Raw genomic sequence first — 16,052 nt, 5'->3', positions numbered from 1 at the left:
GCGGTACGGGGTACGGGCGGTGGCACCGCTGACGCTGGTCGCGCTGGTGGCGACCGGCTGCTCCGGCACGCCGTCGGGGCCGGGCGGTCCCTCCGCCGGGTCCGGGGCACCCGCCGCGTCCTCCTCCCCCGCTTCCCCCGTCTCCCGCCCGCCGTCCGAGGCCCGCGGGGCGAGCGCCGTGCCCCGCGCCCGGGTCTGCGACCGTCCCGCGGCGGGCCCGGCGACGCCGCCGGCGGGCGCGGTGACGGTCGATCCGGCCGTCGTCGGCGACCTGGCGGCGAAGACCGAGCAGTACCCGCCGCACACCACGTTCTGGCTCCGCCCCGGGAGGCACCGGCTGGAGCCCGACGCCTACGCGCAGGTGATCGCCAAGGAGGGGAACCGCTACCTCGGTGCTCCGGGCGCGGTGCTGGACGGGCGGAAGGTCAACCAGTACGCGTTCGGCGGGACCGCCCGGGACGTCACCGTCCGCCATCTGACCGTGGAGCGCTTCGTCGCGCCGCACAACGAGGGAGTCGTCAACCACGACATGGCCGACGGCTGGCTGATCGAGCACACGACGATCCAGTACAACTCCGGTGCGGGGCTGATGGCCGGCGCCCGGCAGCGGCTCCGGGCCAGCTGCCTGCGCGACAACGGCCAGTACGGCATGAACGCGTACAAGACCGGTGACTCGATCCGCGGGCTCGTGGTCGAGGGGAACGAGATCACCGGCAACAACACCGACGACTGGGAGCGGCGGCGGCCGGGCTGCGGCTGCACCGGGGGCGTCAAGTTCTGGGCGGTCGACGGCGCCGACGTCCGCGGCAACTGGGTGCACGGCAACCGGGGCACCGGGCTGTGGGCGGACAACAACAACAACGACTTCCGTTTCGAGGACAACCTGCTGGAGTCCAACGACGGTGCCGCGCTGATGTACGAGACCAGCTACAACGCGGTCATCCGGAACAACACGATCAGGCGGAACAACTGGGTCGAGGGACGGGCGTACGCGGAGGACGGCGACGACTTCCCGTACGCGACCGTCTACGTCTCCGAGGCCGGGGGCGAGCCGCGGATCCCGGCCCGCACGGACCGGATCGAGATCCACGGGAACGTGCTGGAGGACAACTGGAACGGGATCACCCTGTGGGAGAACGCCGACCGGTTCTGCAACAGCCCGGCGAACACGTCCACCGGCTACTGCACCCTGCTGGTGAAGGACACCCGCAGCTGCGCACCGCCCGCGATCGCGAGGGCCCCGCTCTACGCGGACTGCCGGTGGAAGACGCAGCGGGTCGACATCCACGACAACCGCTTCGCCCTCGACCCGTCGGTCGTCGGCTGCGGGGCGGAGTGCGCGCGGATGGCGGTGTTCGCGAACGAGGGCGGCGCGCCGGACTGGTCCCCGTACCAGGGCCGGCGGGTGGCCGAGGCGATCACCCTCCGCCAGGGGAACCGCTGGCACGGCAACGTCTACCGCGGGCCGTGGAGCTTCCTCGCCGGCGACCCGGGCCGGGTGCTGCGCCCCGGGCAGTGGCAGGGCGCGCCGTACCGGCAGGACGCGGGCAGCGTCTTCGCCCCCGGGACCGGTGGTTGACGTGCACGAGGACCTGAGGGACGAGCGGCCGTCGGAGTCGGGCGTGCCGGGCGCGCGCGGCGCGGCCGCGCCGCGCACCGGCGGCACACCGAAGGCGGTCGGTGTCGTCTGGGCGCTGCTGGGTCTCAACACGCTCGGCTCGGCGGGGGCGAAGACCGTCGTGGCGATCCCCCGCTCGCTGATCCAGATGGCGACCATGGGCGCGCTGGTCGCGGCGTTCGCGCTGGCCCTGGCGCTCAATCCGCGGCTGCGGATCCGGCCGAGCGCCTTCGTGTTCCTGCTGACGCTGCTGCTCGTGCCGAGCCTGATCGGCAGTGTGCAGCAGGAGGCGGCCTACGGCGCCCTGTTCCGGTGCGCCCGGTTCGCCCTCTTCGTGGGCACGCTGTGGCTGCTCAGCCGGTGGTGGGACGGGACCCTGACGTTCGTCCGGTACCACGTGCGGATGTACTTCGCGGTCCTGGTGCTGGTGGCCGCGGGCCTGGTGGTCTCCCCCGCCACCGCCATGCCCGAGTACTACGGCGGGCGGCTGGTCGGCGCGCTGTGGCCGCTCACCCCGCCGCAGATCGGGCAGTACGCCGCGGTGGCGATCGGGCTCACCGTGCTGCTCCTGCTGGGCCGCCGGACCACCGGCGCCGGCGCGGCGGTGGTCATCGTGCCGTCCCTCGTCCTGCTCGCGATGACCCACACCCGGACGGCGACCCTCGGTCTGCTGATCGGTCTGGTGCTCGCGATCGGCTCGCTCTTCCTGACCAGCGCCGCTGCCCGCCGGTTCTTCGCCTGGGCGGTGTTCTGCGCCACGGTGGCGGCGGTGGTGTTCAGCTCCGCGCTGCGGGCGTGGTTCCTGCGCGGGCAGAGCCAGGAGAACTTCGCCAACCTCACCGGCCGCGCCAAGGTCTGGGACGCGCTCCTCGCGGAGCCCCGGACGGTCGGGGAGCGGGTGTTCGGCACCGGTCTGGGCGACAAGTCCTTCGACGGGCTGCCGATCGACAACAGCTGGCTCGCGGTCTACGACGAGCAGGGTCTGCTCGGCGTGACCCTGGTGGCGGCGACGGTCCTCGTGCTCGGCGGTGTCGCGCTGCTGCGGCAGCCGTCACTGCCGAGGGCCTGCGCGATCTTCCTGATCGGCTACTGCGGGATCTCCTCGTACACCGAGGTCGGCCTGGGCGACGCCTCGGCCTATCTGCTGCATCTGGCCCTCGCGGCCTCGCTCCTCGCGGCGCCCGCCGCGGCCCCGACCCTTCCGACGTACGACATCACCCGCCGGCGCGGCCCGCTGCGGGCCAGGAGGTGACCTGAGCATGCATGTCCTTGTGGTCCACAACCGCTACTCGTCGGCGCAGCCGAGCGGGGAGAACAGGGTCGTCGACGAGGAGGTGGGGCTGCTGCGCGCGGCCGGCCACCGGGTCGACGTGTTCGAGCGGCGCAGCGACGACATCGCGGCGCGCTCGCTGCTGGGCAAGGTGGCGGTGCCGCTGCTGGTGCCGTGGAACCCGGCGACGCGTACGGAGCTCGCCGACCGGCTGCGCGCCGACCCGCCGGACGTGGTGCACGTGCACAACGTGTTCCCGCTGCTGTCGCCCTCGGTGCTCGCCGCCTGCGCGGACGCGGGCGTGCCCGTCGTCGCGACGCTGCACAACTACACCCAGGTCTGCCCGCCCGGCACGCTGCACCGCGACGGCCGGCAGTGCACCGAGTGCGTCGGGTCGGCGGCGTCGCTGCCCGCCGTGCGGCACGGCTGCTACCGGGACTCCCGGCTCGCGACGGTGCCGCTCGCGGTCAGCCTGGCGGTCAACCGGCGGCGCTGGTGGTCCGGTGTGGAGCGGTTCCTCTGCATCTCGTCGGCGCAGCGCGACGTCCTGGTCCGGTCCGGCATGCCGTCGGAACGGCTGGCGGTGAAACACAACTTCGTGCCGGACCCCGGGGTGCTGCGGACGGGCGCCGGGGATCAGCTGCTCTTCCTCGGCCGTCTCGCGGAGACGAAGGGCGTCCGGCTGCTGATGGCCGCGTGGGACGAGCTCACCGCGGCGGGCGGTGTCGGCCTGCCGCTGGTGATCGCCGGGGCCGGGCCGCTGGAGCGCGAGGTGACCGCCTGGGCGGCGGGCCGGGAGGACGTGCGGTACGCGGGCCTGTGGGACCCGGCGGAGTGCCGGCGGGCCGTCGCCCGGTCGGTGGCCGTGGTGGCGCCCTCGCTGGCCATGGAGACCTTCGGCCTGGTGGTCGCGGAGGCGATGGCGGCCGGGGTCCCGGCCGTCGCCGCCGCGCACGGCGCCTTCGTCGAGCTCGTCGAGGACGGGGTGACCGGCATGCTGCACCGGCCCGGCGACCCGGGCTCGCTCGCGGCCCGGCTGCGCGCGGTCGCGGAGGACCCGGAGCGCAACCAGGCGATGGGCCGGGCGGCCCGGCGCCGGTACGAGCGGGGGTTCAGCCCCGCCGTCGGCCTCGCGCGCCTGGAGGAGGAGTACCGCACCGCGATCGCGGTGCGGTCGGGCGGCGGGCACACCCCGCCGCCGGTGGGGAACGAAGAAGCCGGCTCGTCGCGGGGCTCCCGCGCGAGCGGAGATGGGGGGAAGTAGATGACACGATGCCGACTCTGCGGCTCGGCGGCGTTGACCAGCGTCGTCGACCTGGGGGCGACCCCGCCGTGCGAGAGCTTTCTCGCGGCGGACGCCCTGGACATGCCGGAGCCCGCGTACCCGCTGCACCTGCGGGTCTGCACCGGCTGCTGGCTGGCTCAGATACCTCCGCTGATCACACCGGAGGAGACGTTCAGCGAGTACGCGTACTTCTCGTCGTTCTCCACCTCCTGGGTGGAGCACGCGCGGACGTACGTCGCCGACGCCGCGCGGCGGGTGGGCCTCGGCCCGGACTCCTTCGTGGTGGAGGTCGCGAGCAACGACGGGTACCTGCTGAAGCACGTGGTGGACCGGGGGATCCGCTGCCTCGGCGTCGAACCGTCGGTGAACGTCGGTGCCGCGGCGCGGGACGCGGGCGTGCCCACGCTCACGGCGTTCCTGAGCCCGGAGACGGGTGCGGCGGTCCGCGCCGAGCACGGCCCGGCGGACCTGGTCGTGGCCAACAACGTGTACGCGCACATCCCGGACGTGGTCGGGTTCACCCAGGGCCTGCGCGCCCTGGTGGCCGACGACGGCTGGGTCTCGATCGAGGTGCAGCACCTGCTGACCCTGATCGAGGAGAACCAGTACGACACGATCTACCACGAGCACTTCCAGTACTACACGGTCGCGTCCGCGGCCCGGGCGCTGGAGAGCGGCGGCCTCAGCCTGGTGGACGTCGAGCTGCTGCCCACGCACGGCGGCTCGATCCGGCTGTGGGCCCGGCCGGCCGAGGTGGCCGGGGAGCCGAGCGGGCGGGTGGCCGAGGTGCTCGACCGGGAGAAGGCGGCCGGACTGCGCGAGCTGTCCGGATACACCGAGTTCTCGGCGCGGGTGGCGAAGGTCCGCCGCGACCTGCTGCGGTTCCTGATCGACGCGGCGGAGCGCGGCGAGACGGTCGTCGGCTACGGCGCCCCGGGCAAGGGCAACACCCTGCTCAACCACTGCGGCATCCGCCCCGACCTGCTGCCGTACACGGTCGACCGCAACCCCTACAAGCACGGCCGGTACACCCCGGGCACCCGCATTCCGATCCTGCCGCCCGAGCAGATCGCCGCCGACCGGCCGGACTACGTCCTCGTCCTCCCGTGGAACCTGCGGGACGAGCTGGTCGAGCAGCTGTCCTTCGTGCACGCCTGGGGCGGCCGCCTGGTCTTCCCCATCCCGGAACTGAGCATCGTCGAGGTGAAGCGATGAAGGTCGTCCTGTTCTGCGGCGGTTACGGACTGCGGATGCGCAGCGGGTCCTCCGACGACATCCCCAAGCCGATGGCGATGGTCGGCCCGCGTCCGCTGATCTGGCACGTCATGCGCTACTACGCGTCCTTCGGGCACAAGGAGTTCATCCTGTGCCTGGGCTACGGGGCCCACCACATCAAGGACTTCTTCCTCAACTACGAGGAGACGACGTCCAACGACTTCGTGCTGCGGGGCGGCCGGACCGAGCTGCTGTCCACCGACATAGCGGACTGGACGATCACGTTCGCGCAGACCGGCATCGAGTCGCCGATCGGAGAGCGGCTGCGCCGGGTGCGGCACCACCTGGACGGCGACGAGATGTTCCTCGCCAACTACGCCGACGTGCTCACCGACGCCCCGCTGCCGGAGATGATCGACCGGTTCGCCCGGCGCGACGCTGGCGCGTCGATGATGGTGGTGCCGCCGCAGTCCTCGTTCCACTGCGTGGACCTGGGCGAGGACGGCCTGGTGGGCGGGATCACGGCGGTGAGCGACATGCCGCTGTGGGAGAACGGCGGCTACTTCGTGCTCCGCCAGGAGGTCTTCGACCACATACCGGAGGGCGGCGACCTGGTCGCCGACGGCTGTGCCGGGCTGGCCAAGCGGGGCCGGCTGCTGGCCTACCGGCACCGGGGGTTCTGGAAGCCGACCGACACCGTGAAGGAGCGGGCCGCCCTCGACGCCGCCTACACCCGGGGCGACCGGCCGTGGGCCGTATGGGAGCGGGACCGTGCCGCCGCGGGCGCCTGGTCGAAGGCGGCGACCGCGTGATCCGGCTCGGGGCCCGGTCCGTCGACCGGATCGCCGCGGTGGGGGCGCACTGCGACGACATCGCCATCGGCGCCGGCGGCACGCTGCTGACGCTGTGCCGCGCGCGGCCGGGGCTGCGGGTCGACGCGCTGGTGCTGTCCGGCGGCGGAGGGGAGCGCGAGGAGGAGGAGCGGGCGGCGCTCGCCGCGTTCTGCCCGGGCGCCGATCTGCGGCTGACGGTGCTGAAGCTGCCGGACGGCCGGCTGCCCGCGCACTGGGAGGAGGCCAAGGCCGCGGTCGAGGAGCTGCGGGCCCGGACGGACCCGGACCTGATCCTCGCGCCGCGGACCGACGACGCGCACCAGGACCACCGCGGTCTGGCGCGGCTGCTTCCCACCGCGTTCCGCGACCATCTCGTGCTCGGCTACGAGATCGTCAAGTGGGACGGCGACCTCGGCCGTCCGTCGGCGTACCAGCCGCTGGCGCCGGAGGTGGCCGAGGAGAAGGTCCGGCTGCTGCTGGAGCACTACCCCTCGCAGCGGCACCGTCCCTGGTACGACCGGGAGGCCTTCCTCGGCCTGGCCCGGATCCGCGGTATCGAATGCCACGCGCGCTACGCCGAGGCGTTCGCCGTCACCAAACTCACTCTCGACCTGGGGGAATGAACCTTGCGCGTACTGCTGACCGGACACCAGGGCTACCTGGGCACCGTGATGGCCCCGGTCCTCGCGGCCGCCGGACACGAGGTCGTCGGACTGGACTCCGGCCTGTTCGCGGACTGTGTCCTCGGCCCGTCGCCGGCCGACCCGTCCGGGCACCGGGTGGACCTGCGGGACGTCACGGCCGAGCACGTGGCCGGGGTGGACGCCGTGATCCATCTGGCCGCGCTCTCCAATGACCCGCTGGGGTCGCTGGCTCCGGACCTGACGTACGACATCAACCACCACGCCTCCGTGCGGCTCGCGCGGCTGGCGAAGGACGCCGGCGTGCGGCGGTTCCTGTACGCGTCCACCTGCTCGGTCTACGGCGCCGCCGGCGGTGACGACCTGGTGGCGGAGGACGCCCCGCTGCGCCCGGTGACCCCGTACGCCGAGTCCAAGGTGCGGGTGGAGGACGACCTGCACGAACTCGCCGACGGCGACTTCAGCCCCGTGTACATGCGCAACGCCACCGCGTTCGGCTTCTCGCCGCGGCTGCGCGCCGACATCGTGCTGAACAACCTGGTGGGCCACGCGCTGCTGTCGGGCGAGGTCCTCGTGATGTCCGACGGCACGCCCTGGCGTCCGCTGGTGCACGCGGCCGACATCGCCCGGGCCTTCACCGCCGCGCTGTCCGCGCCGCGGGAGGCGGTGCACGACCGGGCGTTCAACATCGGCAGCGAGGTCAACAACGTCACGGTCGCCGAGATCGCCGAGCAGGTCGCCGAGGCGGTGGACGGCTCCAAGGTGGTGATCACCGGCGAGACCGGCGCGGATCCGCGGTCGTACCGGGTGGACTTCGCCCGGTTCCGGGAGGCGCTGCCGGGCTTCGACTGCGAGTGGACCGTGAAGCGGGGCGCCCTGGAACTCGCGGACGCCTACCGCGCGTTCGGGCTGACCCGGGAGGACTTCGAGCGTCGGTTCACCCGGCTCGCCGTGCTGCGCTCGGCGGCGGAGTCGGGCGCCGTCGACGACACCCTGCGGTGGCGCCGGTGACCGCGGCCGACCCGGGTCCCGCGGCCCCGGCCGGCGAGCGGATGCACGCCCTGGTGGAGCGGTTGTACCCGCTCTGCCGGAGCATCACCGGCGACGGGGTGCGCGCCACCCTGGACATCGTCGGCGAGTACCTGCCGCTGGAGGTCCACGAGGTGCCGACCGGGACGCAGGTCCTCGACTGGACGGTGCCGCAGGAGTGGAACATCCGGGACGCGTACGTGGCCGACTCCACGGGCCGCCGCGTGGTGGACTTCGCCGCGTCCAGCCTGCACGTGCTCGGCTACAGCGTGCCCGTGGAGCGCACCATGCCGCTCTCAGAACTGCGGGCGCACCTGCACACCCTGCCGGAGCATCCGGCCTGGGTGCCCTACCGCACGAGCTACTACAAGCCGGACTGGGGGTTCTGCCTGGCGCAGGAGACCCTGGACGCGCTGCCGGACGGCGACTACGAGGTGCGGGTCGACTCCACGCTCGCGGACGGGCACCTCACCTACGCCGAGCACGTGGTCCCGGGCCGGGTCGCCGAGGAGGTGATCGTCTCCTGCCACGTCTGCCACCCGTCGCTGGCCAACGACAACCTGGCCGGCGTGGCGGTGGCGACGTTCCTGGCGAGGGCGCTGGCCGAGGAGACGCCGTACTACACGTACCGGTTCATCTTCGCGCCCGGCACCATCGGGGCCATCACCTGGCTCGCCCGCAACGCGGAGCGGATCGACCGGGTCAGGCACGGGCTGGTCCTGGCCTGCGCCGGCGACCGGGGCCGGCTGACGTACAAGCGGAGCAGGCGGGGCGACGCGGAGATCGACCGGGTGATGGCGCACGTCCTGGCCACCTCCGAACGACCGCACCAGATCAAGGAGTTCACCCCGTACGGCTATGACGAGCGGCAGTACTGCTCCCCCGGGTTCGACCTCGGCGTGGGCTCCCTGAGCCGGACCCCGTACGCCGGGTACCCCGAGTACCACACCTCGGCGGACAACCCGGACTTCGTCTCCCCGGAGGCGATGGAGGACACCCTCGCCGTCTGCCGCGAGGCGTTCGCCGTGCTCGACCGCAACCGGCGGTACGTCAATCTCAGCCCGTACGGCGAGCCCCAGTTGGGCCGCCGTGGACTGTACGCGTCCCTCGGCGGCCGCAGTGACGCCCAGCAGGCCCAGATGGCCATGCTCTGGGTGCTCAGCATGTCCGACGGCGAGCACGGTCTGCTGGACGTCGCCGAGCGGTCCGGGCTGCCGTTCGACTCGGTCGCCGGCGCGGCCGACGCCCTGGCGGCCGCCGGACTGGTCAAGGCGTGACGTGACGAGCACCGAGAAGGAGACGACGACCGCGGAACCGGCCGGACCCGCCCGGCCGCCCGTGCGGCGGGGCATGGCGGGCCGGCTGTCCTGGGGGCTCGCCGACCAGGCGGCGTCCAGCGCGACCAACTTCGTGCTGGGCGTCTACGTGGCGCGCTCGCTCGGGCTGGAGGCGTTCGGCGTCTTCAGCCTGGCCTGGGTGACCTTCGGCGTCGTGCTGGGGGTCTCCCGGGGGCTGGCCACCGACCCGCTCACGGTCCGGTTCAGCGGGGTCCCGGAGGAGTCCTGGCGGGGGGCGGTGGCCCGGTCGTCGGGGACCGCCCTCGGCGTGGGCGTCGCCGTCGGCGCGGTGTGCCTGGCCCTCGGGCTCGCCTTCGGCGGCCCGGTCGGCCACGCCTTCGCCTGCCTCGGCGTCGTCCTGCCGGGGCTGCTGCTCCAGGACGCCTGGCGGTTCTCCTTCTTCGCCGCCGGCGCCGGGCGCAAGGCGTTCGTCAACGACCTCGTGATGGGCGCCGCCCTGGTGCCGGCCATGGTCGCGGCGGCCCACGTGGGCAGCGTCGCCGCCTTCGTCCTGGCGTGGGGGGCGTCCGCCGCGGTGGCCGCCGGCTACGGCCGCCTCCAGTCCGGCATCCGGCCCCGGCCGGCGGGGGCCCGCCCGTGGATCCATGAGCAGCGCGACCTCGGGTACCGATACCTCGTCGAGAACGTCGGTGTCAGCGGCGCGGGCCAGCTGCGGGCGTACGGGCTCGGCGCGATCGTCGGCGTCGGCGCGGTGGGGGTGGTGCGGGGCGCCGAGCTTCTCCTCGGCCCGTTCCTCGCCATCCTGATGGGGCTGTCGCTGGTGACCGTCGCCGAGGCGGCCCGGGTGCTGCGGCAGGCCCCGCACCGGCTGCGTGCGTTCTGTCTCCTGCTGGGCGGCGGGCAGGCCGCGGCCGCCCTGCTGTGGGGCGCGGCGCTGCTCCTGGTGCCGGACGGGCTCGGCGAGTTCGTCCTCGGCGACGTCTGGCAGGCCGCCTCCGCCCTGATCGTCCCCGCCACGCTCGGGGTCGCGGCCGCCGGTCTCGGCACCGGCGCCGCCGCCGGGCTGCGGGCCCTGGCCGCGGCCCGGCGGAGCCTGCGCTGCCAGCTGATCGCCTCGACGCTCTACGTCGGCGGCGGACTCGGCGGGGCACTCGCCGCCGGCACGGTCGGCTCGGCCTGGGGCGTGGCCGCCGCGACCCTCGGCAGCTCGGCCGTGTGGTGGCTGGAGCTGCGGTCCGCCCTGCGTGAGCACCACCAGAAACCTCTTTCCGAAGTGAGGACATCATGACCGCCCCTCCCCGGCTCGGCATCGGGCTGCCCGTGTACAACGGCGAGGAGTACCTCGCCGAGGCGTTCGACGCCCTGCTCGGCCAGACCTTCGAGGACTTCGAGCTGGTCGTCTCGGACAACGCCTCGACCGACGGCACCCGGGACATCTGCCGGAAGTACGCCGCACGGGACTCGCGCATCCGGTACATCCGGCTGACCCGGAACATCGGCGCCGCGCCGAACCACAACTACGTGTTCACCCAGTGCCGCGGCGAGCTGTTCAAGTGGGCCTCGCACGACGACCTGTACGCCCGGGACCTGCTGCGGCGCTGCGTGGACGCGCTGGACGAACGGCCCGAGGTGATCCTCGCCCACGCCGACCAGGCCGTCATCGACGGCGACGGCAAGGTGAAGGTCCCGTACGACTACACCCTCGCCACCGCCTCGCCGAGTGCCCCGGAGCGCTTCCGCAGCATGCTGTTCGAGCCCGGCGGGGACGACTTCTACGGGGTGATGCGGGCCGACGTGCTGCGCCGGGTCAGGCCGCACGACAGCTACCACCACGCGGACCGCACCTTCGTCTCCGAGATCGGTCTGCACGGGCCGTTCCACCAGGTGCCGGAGCTGCTGTACTTCCGCCGGGACCACCCCACCCGCGCGGAGCGGGCCAACCCGTCGAAGCGCTCCCGCTGCGTCAACCTGGACCCCCGCCGGGCGGGCCTGCTGCACCCGACGCCGCGGCTGCTCGCCGAGTACGTCTGGGGCTTCGTCGCGGCGATCCGGCGGGCGCCGCTGACGCCGGCCGAGCGGCGCGCCTGCTACGGCCACCTCGTGGCGTGGGCCACCAGCCGGGCGCGGCCGGGTGCCGGGGAGCGGGTCGAGGACCGGACCCCGGTCGACCCGGACCGGCTCGCCGTCTCCCTCGACGACATCGTGGCCGGCCGCGAGGGCGGGCGGACATGAGGCCCCCGGCCGGGCCCGCCGTCAGGGTGGGCCTGTTCGGGCTGCTCGGCTCCGGCAACCTCGGCAACGACGGATCGCTGGAGGCCGTCCTCGGCTACCTGCGCCGCGACCACCGGGACGCGGTCGTGGACGCGATGTGCGGCGGCCCCGAGGTCGTCCGGATTCGCCACCGGCTCCCCGCGACCCGGCTGCACTGGTACCGCGGGGAGTACCGGACCGCGTCACGGGCGGGCGCGGTCGCGGGCAAGGGGCTCGGCAAGCTCGTCGACGCCCTGCGCACCGCCGCGTGGGTGCGCCGCCACGACGTGGTGATCGTGCCGGGCATGGGGGTGCTGGAGGCCACGCTGCCGCTGCGGCCGTGGGGCTTCCCGTACGCCCTGTTCCTCCTCTGCGCGTCCGGGCGGCTCTTCGGCACCCGGGTCGCGCTGGTCGGCGTCGGCGCCGGGCCGGTCGGCAACCGGGCGACGCGGACGCTGGTGCGCTGGTCGGCGCGGCTCGCGGCGTACCGCTCGTACCGCGACACGCAGTCCCGGGACGCCCTGCGGGAGATGGGCGTGGACACGACGGGCGACCCGGTCCACCCGGACCTCGCCTTCGCGCTGCCCGCGCCGCCGGCCGGGCCGCCCTCCGGTACCCCGGGCCTGGTGTGCGTCGGCGTCATGGACTTCCACGGCGCTGACGACGACCGCGACCGTGCCGAGGAGATCCACCGCCGCTATCTGGACGGGACGACCCGTTTCGTGCGGGCCCTGGTCGAGGACGGCCGGCCGGTGCGGCTGCTGACCGGCGACGCGGTCGACGCGACGGTGGTCGCGTCGATCCTGGACGCGGTGGACTCCCCGCTGGTCACGGCCGCCGAGACGGCCTCGCTCGACGAGCTGATGCGGGAGATGGCCGCCGCCGACGCGGTGGTGGCGACGCGGTACCACAACCTGGTCTGCGCGCTCCGGGTCGGCGTGCCGACCCTGTCGCTGAGCTACGCGGCGAAGAGCGACGCCCTCATGGAGTTCATGGGCCTCGGCGCGTACCGCCATCCGGCGCGGGAGGCGGACGACGACCGGCTGCTCGAACGGTTCCGGGAGCTGGAGAAGCACGCGGCGGAACTGCGGCAGACCCTCGCCGAGCGGAACCTGACCGTCGGCCGGCTCCTCGACGAGCAGTTCACCGCCCTGACCACGGCCGTGTTCCCCGGAACCGGCCCCACCCACGCCCACGCACACGCCCACGCACCGCGGGAGACCCCATGAAAGCGATCCCCGTCCCGGAGATCGACGGCGCCCACCTGTTCGAACCGACGCCGTACGCCGACGAACGCGGCTTCTTCTGCCGTACGTTCGACGCCGACGTGGTGCGCTCGGTCGGCCTCGACCCGCACGCCTTCGTCCAGGACAGCGTGTCCCGCTCGGTCCGGGGCGTGCTGCGCGGCATGCACCTGCGCTCCGGCGCCGGGGAGGCCAAGCTGGTGCGCTGCTCGTACGGCAGGATCTTCGACGTCGTGGTGGACCTGCGGCCCGGCTCGCCGACCTACCGCAACCGGGCCTTCTTCGAGCTGTCCGGCGAGACGCAGACGACCCTCTACATCCCGGCGGGCTGCGCCCACGGCTTCCAGGCACTGTCCGGGACGGCGGACACCTCGTACCGCATCGACCGGCCCCACGACCCGGCCGAGGACGTGACGATCGCCTTCGACGACCCGGACCTGGCCATCCCGTGGCCGCTGCCGCCCGTGTCGATGTCCTCCAGGGACCGGGAGGCGCCGCGCCTCGCCGAGGTCCTGGAGCAGCAGCGCCGAAGCTCCGGAGAGTGACCCGCGTGGAGACCGAAGTGAGCGACGTGACCGAGGGGTTCACGCTGCCGCGGTCGCGCGAGGCGAACGCGCGGCTGCACGCCCTGATCCCCGGCGGCGCGCACACCTACGCCAAGGGCGACGACCAGTATCCCGAGGGCCTGGCCCCGGTCATCAGCCACGGCCGCGGCGCCCATGTGTGGGACGTCGACGGGAACCGGTACATCGAGTACGGCTCCGGCCTGCGGTCGGTGAGTCTCGGCCACGCCCATCCGCGGGTCGTCGAGGCGGTCCGCCGGGAGATCGACCGCGGCGGCAACTTCGTCCGGCCGTCCGTCGTGGAGGTCGAGGCGGCGGAACGTTTCCTGGCCACGGTGCCGACCGCCGAGATGGTCAAGTTCGCGAAGAACGGCTCGGACGTCACCACCGCGGCGGTCCGCCTGGCCCGCGCGGTCACGGGCCGGCCGCGGGTGGCCGTCTGCGGCGACCACCCGTTCTTCTCCGTGGACGACTGGTTCATCGGCACCACGCCGATGAACGCCGGCATCCCGGCGTCGACGACGGAACTGACGGTGGCGTTCCCGTACGGCGACCTGGCCGCGACGGAGGAGCTGCTCGACCGTTACCGCGGCGAGGTGGCCTGTCTGATCCTCGAACCGGCCGGGCACACCGAGCCGCCGCCCGGATACCTCGCCGGGCTGCGGGAGCTCGCCGACCGGCACGGCTGCGTGCTGGTCTTCGACGAGATGATCACCGGCCTGCGCTGGTCGGAGGCGGGCGCGCAGGGCCTGTACGGGGTCGTCCCCGACCTCTCGACCTTCGGCAAGGCGCTGGGGAACGGCTTCGCCGTCTCGGCGCTCGCCGGACGCCGTGACCTGATGGAGTGGGGCGGGCTGCGGCACTCCGGCGACCGGGTGTTCCTGCTGTCGACCACGCACGGCGCGGAGACGCACGCGCTGGCCGCCGCGATGGCGGTGCAGACCACGTACGTCGAGGAGGGCGTGACCGCCCGTCTGCACGCCCTCGGCGAGCGGTTGGCCGCCGGCGTGCGCCAGGCCGCGGCGGGGATGGGCGTCGCCGACCACCTCGTCGTCCGGGGCCGGGCCAGCAACCTGGTCTTCGGCACGCTCGACGCGGAGGGCCGGCCGTCGCAGGAGTACCGCACCCTGTTCCTGCGCCGGCTCCTCGCGGGCGGCATCCTGGCACCCTCGTTCGTGGTGAGCGGCGCCCTCGACGAGGCCGATGTCGACCATACGGTCGACGTGGTGGCGCAGGCCTGCGCGGTGTACCGGAAGGCGCTGGACGCCGGCGATCCCACGCCGTGGCTGGGGGGCCGGCCGGTGAAGCCCGTCTTCCGGCGCACGGTGTGAGGAGGCGCCGGGCGTGAGGTGAGGGGACGTCAGACGGGAGGGCGTCCCGAGCGCCCGCGCCGGGCGGAGTCCGCGACCCGGTCGACGGTCCACGCGGTGACCGGTACCACCGCGAGGGCGGTGAACCAGCCGCCGAGGGCGTCGGTCGGGTAGTGGGCGCTCAGGACGACCTGGGCCCAGCCCATGACGGCGCCCGCGAGCAGGGCCGCGAGGAGCACCAGGGAGGTCCCGGCCGCCCGGCCGAGACGGGACCGACCGACCGCGAGGAGTACGGCGACGAGGGCGAGAGCGGTGAGGAAGGCGGTGTGCCCGCTCGGGTAGGAGAGGTTCCCGTCGCCGTGGATGGTGCGGCCCACGAGGTGCTTGAGCACCCGTGTGGCGAGCACGGCGGCACCGACCCCGGCGACGACGAGCACCGCCGCGCGGGGCCTGCGGAGCAGCAGGCAGCCCGCGACGACGGCGGCGATCAGGGTCGCCGCGCCGAGCGGCTCGCCCAGGAAGTCCACGGCCACGGCGAGGTGGCGGGTTCTCGCCCCCGTGCCCTCGACCGCGGCCAGGAGCCGGGCGTCGAGCCGCCCCGGCAGGCCGGCGCCCGCGTACCGGAGGCCGAGCACGAGGACGAGCAGCGCGGCGGCGGTCGCCAACGGGAGGAGCACGGAGCGGATCGGCGGGGGCAGCACCGCGGGCGCGGGCCGGTCCCCTTCGGCCAGGCGTTCCAATACGAGCCCCCCGTCGTGTCCGACCGTCGTGGCCGGGCCGCCCTTCCGGGAGCCTATACCGGGGGCGGGGCCGGTTCTGCGCCGATTCCTCTCGGACGTCGGGGGCCCGGTCCGTTCCGGGCGGAGCCCTGGATCCGCCGAAGGACGCGGGTGTCGGGGTGGCTGACGACGGGGGTTAGCGTGGCCGCATGATCTCCCCTTCGCCACGGGTCGCACTGCACCCGCTCGACCTCACCCACCAGGACGAGTTCTGCGCGCTCGTCCGCGCCAGCGCCGAGCTTCACGGGCCCTGGATGCAGCTGCCCTCCACGCCCGAGGAGTTCCGGACCTGGATGCGCCGCTTCGAGGACGGGGGCAACCTGGGCCTGTTGATCCGGGTCCGGGAGACCGGCGAGGCCGCCGGCATGGTCAACATCAACTCGATCGTCCGGGGCCGGTACCAGGGCGCCTCCCTCGGTTACGCGGCCTTCGCCCCGTCCGCGGGGCGGGGCTACATGACCGAGGGCCTCGCCGCCGTCCTGGAGTACGCGTTCGGCGAGCTGCGGCTGCACCGGCTGGAGGCCAACATCCAGCCGGGCAACGAGCCGTCCCTGGCCGTGGTGCGGCGGCTGGGCTTCCGGTACGAGGGGCTGTCGCCGGACTACCTCTACATCGACGGCGGCTGGCGCGACCACGAGCGCTGGGCCGTGACCGCGCCGCAGCCCTGMACGCCCGACCCCTCCCTCCCGGAGGTCTGAGCGGGCGGTGCTCCGGGCG

15 protein-coding genes are annotated in these 16,052 nt (G+C 73.9%); 14 read left to right on the top strand and 1 reads right to left on the bottom strand.

Annotation, left to right across the window (positions count from 1 at the left end):
* Positions 1 to 19 precede the first annotated feature (19 nt).
* From EAO70_RS01185 to EAO70_RS01125, 13 genes are all read left to right on the top strand, one after another.
* Complete coding sequence (locus EAO70_RS01185) at positions 20 to 1,579, top strand: right-handed parallel beta-helix repeat-containing protein (RefSeq protein WP_148001168.1); 1,560 nt, start codon at positions 20 to 22, stop codon at positions 1,577 to 1,579.
* Between the two features lie 43 nt (positions 1,580 to 1,622).
* Positions 1,623 to 2,870, top strand: a complete 1,248-nt coding sequence (locus EAO70_RS01180; RefSeq protein ID WP_148001196.1) for an O-antigen ligase domain-containing protein — start codon at positions 1,623 to 1,625, stop codon at positions 2,868 to 2,870.
* 7 nt (positions 2,871 to 2,877) lie between these two features.
* Complete coding sequence (locus tag EAO70_RS01175) at positions 2,878 to 4,152, top strand: glycosyltransferase family 4 protein (protein WP_148001167.1); 1,275 nt, start codon at positions 2,878 to 2,880, stop codon at positions 4,150 to 4,152.
* Positions 4,153 to 5,388, top strand: coding sequence for a class I SAM-dependent methyltransferase (locus EAO70_RS01170; protein WP_148001166.1), 1,236 nt, complete (start codon positions 4,153 to 4,155; stop codon positions 5,386 to 5,388).
* The gene (locus EAO70_RS01165) at positions 5,385 to 6,200 is read left to right on the top strand and encodes a glucose-1-phosphate cytidylyltransferase (protein ID WP_148001165.1); all 816 of its coding nucleotides are present in this window, start codon (positions 5,385 to 5,387) and stop codon (positions 6,198 to 6,200) included. The genes EAO70_RS01170 and EAO70_RS01165 overlap by 4 nt, the downstream gene beginning before the upstream one ends.
* Entirely contained in the window at positions 6,197 to 6,844 is a 648-nt protein-coding gene (locus EAO70_RS01160) for a PIG-L deacetylase family protein (protein WP_148001164.1), read from the top strand. Before EAO70_RS01165 ends, EAO70_RS01160 begins: the two co-directional genes overlap by 4 nt.
* Before the next feature lie 3 nt (positions 6,845 to 6,847).
* Positions 6,848 to 7,873 carry an NAD-dependent epimerase/dehydratase family protein gene (locus tag EAO70_RS01155; RefSeq protein WP_148001163.1) on the top strand — a complete coding sequence of 342 codons (1,026 nt, stop codon included), beginning with the start codon at positions 6,848 to 6,850 and terminating at the stop codon, positions 7,871 to 7,873.
* A gap of 41 nt (positions 7,874 to 7,914) precedes the next feature.
* On the top strand, positions 7,915 to 9,168 hold the full coding sequence (locus EAO70_RS01150; RefSeq protein WP_148001195.1) for a DUF4910 domain-containing protein: 1,254 nt from the start codon (positions 7,915 to 7,917) through the stop codon (positions 9,166 to 9,168).
* A gap of 73 nt (positions 9,169 to 9,241) precedes the next feature.
* The gene (locus EAO70_RS01145) at positions 9,242 to 10,477 is read left to right on the top strand and encodes a hypothetical protein (RefSeq protein WP_402113627.1); all 1,236 of its coding nucleotides are present in this window, start codon (positions 9,242 to 9,244) and stop codon (positions 10,475 to 10,477) included.
* A complete protein-coding gene (locus EAO70_RS01140; RefSeq protein ID WP_148001161.1) occupies positions 10,474 to 11,421 on the top strand; it encodes a glycosyltransferase family 2 protein in 948 nt (315 codons plus the stop codon). Before EAO70_RS01145 ends, EAO70_RS01140 begins: the two co-directional genes overlap by 4 nt.
* Complete coding sequence (locus EAO70_RS01135) at positions 11,418 to 12,668, top strand: polysaccharide pyruvyl transferase family protein (protein ID WP_148001160.1); 1,251 nt, start codon at positions 11,418 to 11,420, stop codon at positions 12,666 to 12,668. Before EAO70_RS01140 ends, EAO70_RS01135 begins: the two co-directional genes overlap by 4 nt.
* On the top strand, positions 12,665 to 13,228 hold the full coding sequence (locus EAO70_RS01130; protein WP_148001159.1) for a dTDP-4-dehydrorhamnose 3,5-epimerase family protein: 564 nt from the start codon (positions 12,665 to 12,667) through the stop codon (positions 13,226 to 13,228). Before EAO70_RS01135 ends, EAO70_RS01130 begins: the two co-directional genes overlap by 4 nt.
* A 5-nt stretch (positions 13,229 to 13,233) precedes the next feature.
* Positions 13,234 to 14,577 (top strand): glutamate-1-semialdehyde 2,1-aminomutase, encoded by a 1,344-nt coding sequence (locus tag EAO70_RS01125; RefSeq protein ID WP_187283671.1) that lies wholly within the window; start codon positions 13,234 to 13,236, stop codon positions 14,575 to 14,577.
* Between the two features lie 29 nt (positions 14,578 to 14,606).
* On the opposite strand, the gene EAO70_RS01120 is transcribed toward EAO70_RS01125, so the two are convergent.
* The gene (locus EAO70_RS01120; RefSeq protein WP_187283670.1) at positions 14,607 to 15,296 is read right to left on the bottom strand and encodes a phosphatase PAP2 family protein; all 690 of its coding nucleotides are present in this window, start codon (positions 15,294 to 15,296) and stop codon (positions 14,607 to 14,609) included.
* 188 nt (positions 15,297 to 15,484) lie between these two features.
* Here EAO70_RS01120 and EAO70_RS01115 point away from each other — a divergent pair, with 188 nt between their 5' ends.
* Positions 15,485 to 16,033 (top strand): GNAT family N-acetyltransferase, encoded by a 549-nt coding sequence (locus tag EAO70_RS01115; protein ID WP_148001158.1) that lies wholly within the window; start codon positions 15,485 to 15,487, stop codon positions 16,031 to 16,033.
* The last annotated feature ends 19 nt before the right edge of the window (positions 16,034 to 16,052 follow it).

This window comes from Streptomyces sp. adm13(2018), from assembly GCF_008042145.1.
GTDB lineage: Bacteria > Actinomycetota > Actinomycetes > Streptomycetales > Streptomycetaceae > Streptomyces.
The sequence above is the reverse complement of the archived record's forward strand: the minus strand, read 5'-3'. Positions and strand labels throughout refer to the sequence as shown.

Coding starts and splice junctions, on each gene's coding strand:
- EAO70_RS01175 (WP_148001167.1), top strand. CDS start 2,878: ATGCATGTCCTTGTGGTCCACAACCGCTACTCGTCGGCGCAGCCGAGC.
- EAO70_RS01170 (WP_148001166.1), top strand. CDS start 4,153: ATGACACGATGCCGACTCTGCGGCTCGGCGGCGTTGACCAGCGTCGTC.
- EAO70_RS01165 (WP_148001165.1), top strand. CDS start 5,385: ATGAAGGTCGTCCTGTTCTGCGGCGGTTACGGACTGCGGATGCGCAGC.
- EAO70_RS01150 (WP_148001195.1), top strand. CDS start 7,915: ATGCACGCCCTGGTGGAGCGGTTGTACCCGCTCTGCCGGAGCATCACC.
- EAO70_RS01145 (WP_402113627.1), top strand. CDS start 9,242: ATGGCGGGCCGGCTGTCCTGGGGGCTCGCCGACCAGGCGGCGTCCAGC.
- EAO70_RS01140 (WP_148001161.1), top strand. CDS start 10,474: ATGACCGCCCCTCCCCGGCTCGGCATCGGGCTGCCCGTGTACAACGGC.
- EAO70_RS01135 (WP_148001160.1), top strand. CDS start 11,418: ATGAGGCCCCCGGCCGGGCCCGCCGTCAGGGTGGGCCTGTTCGGGCTG.
- EAO70_RS01130 (WP_148001159.1), top strand. CDS start 12,665: ATGAAAGCGATCCCCGTCCCGGAGATCGACGGCGCCCACCTGTTCGAA.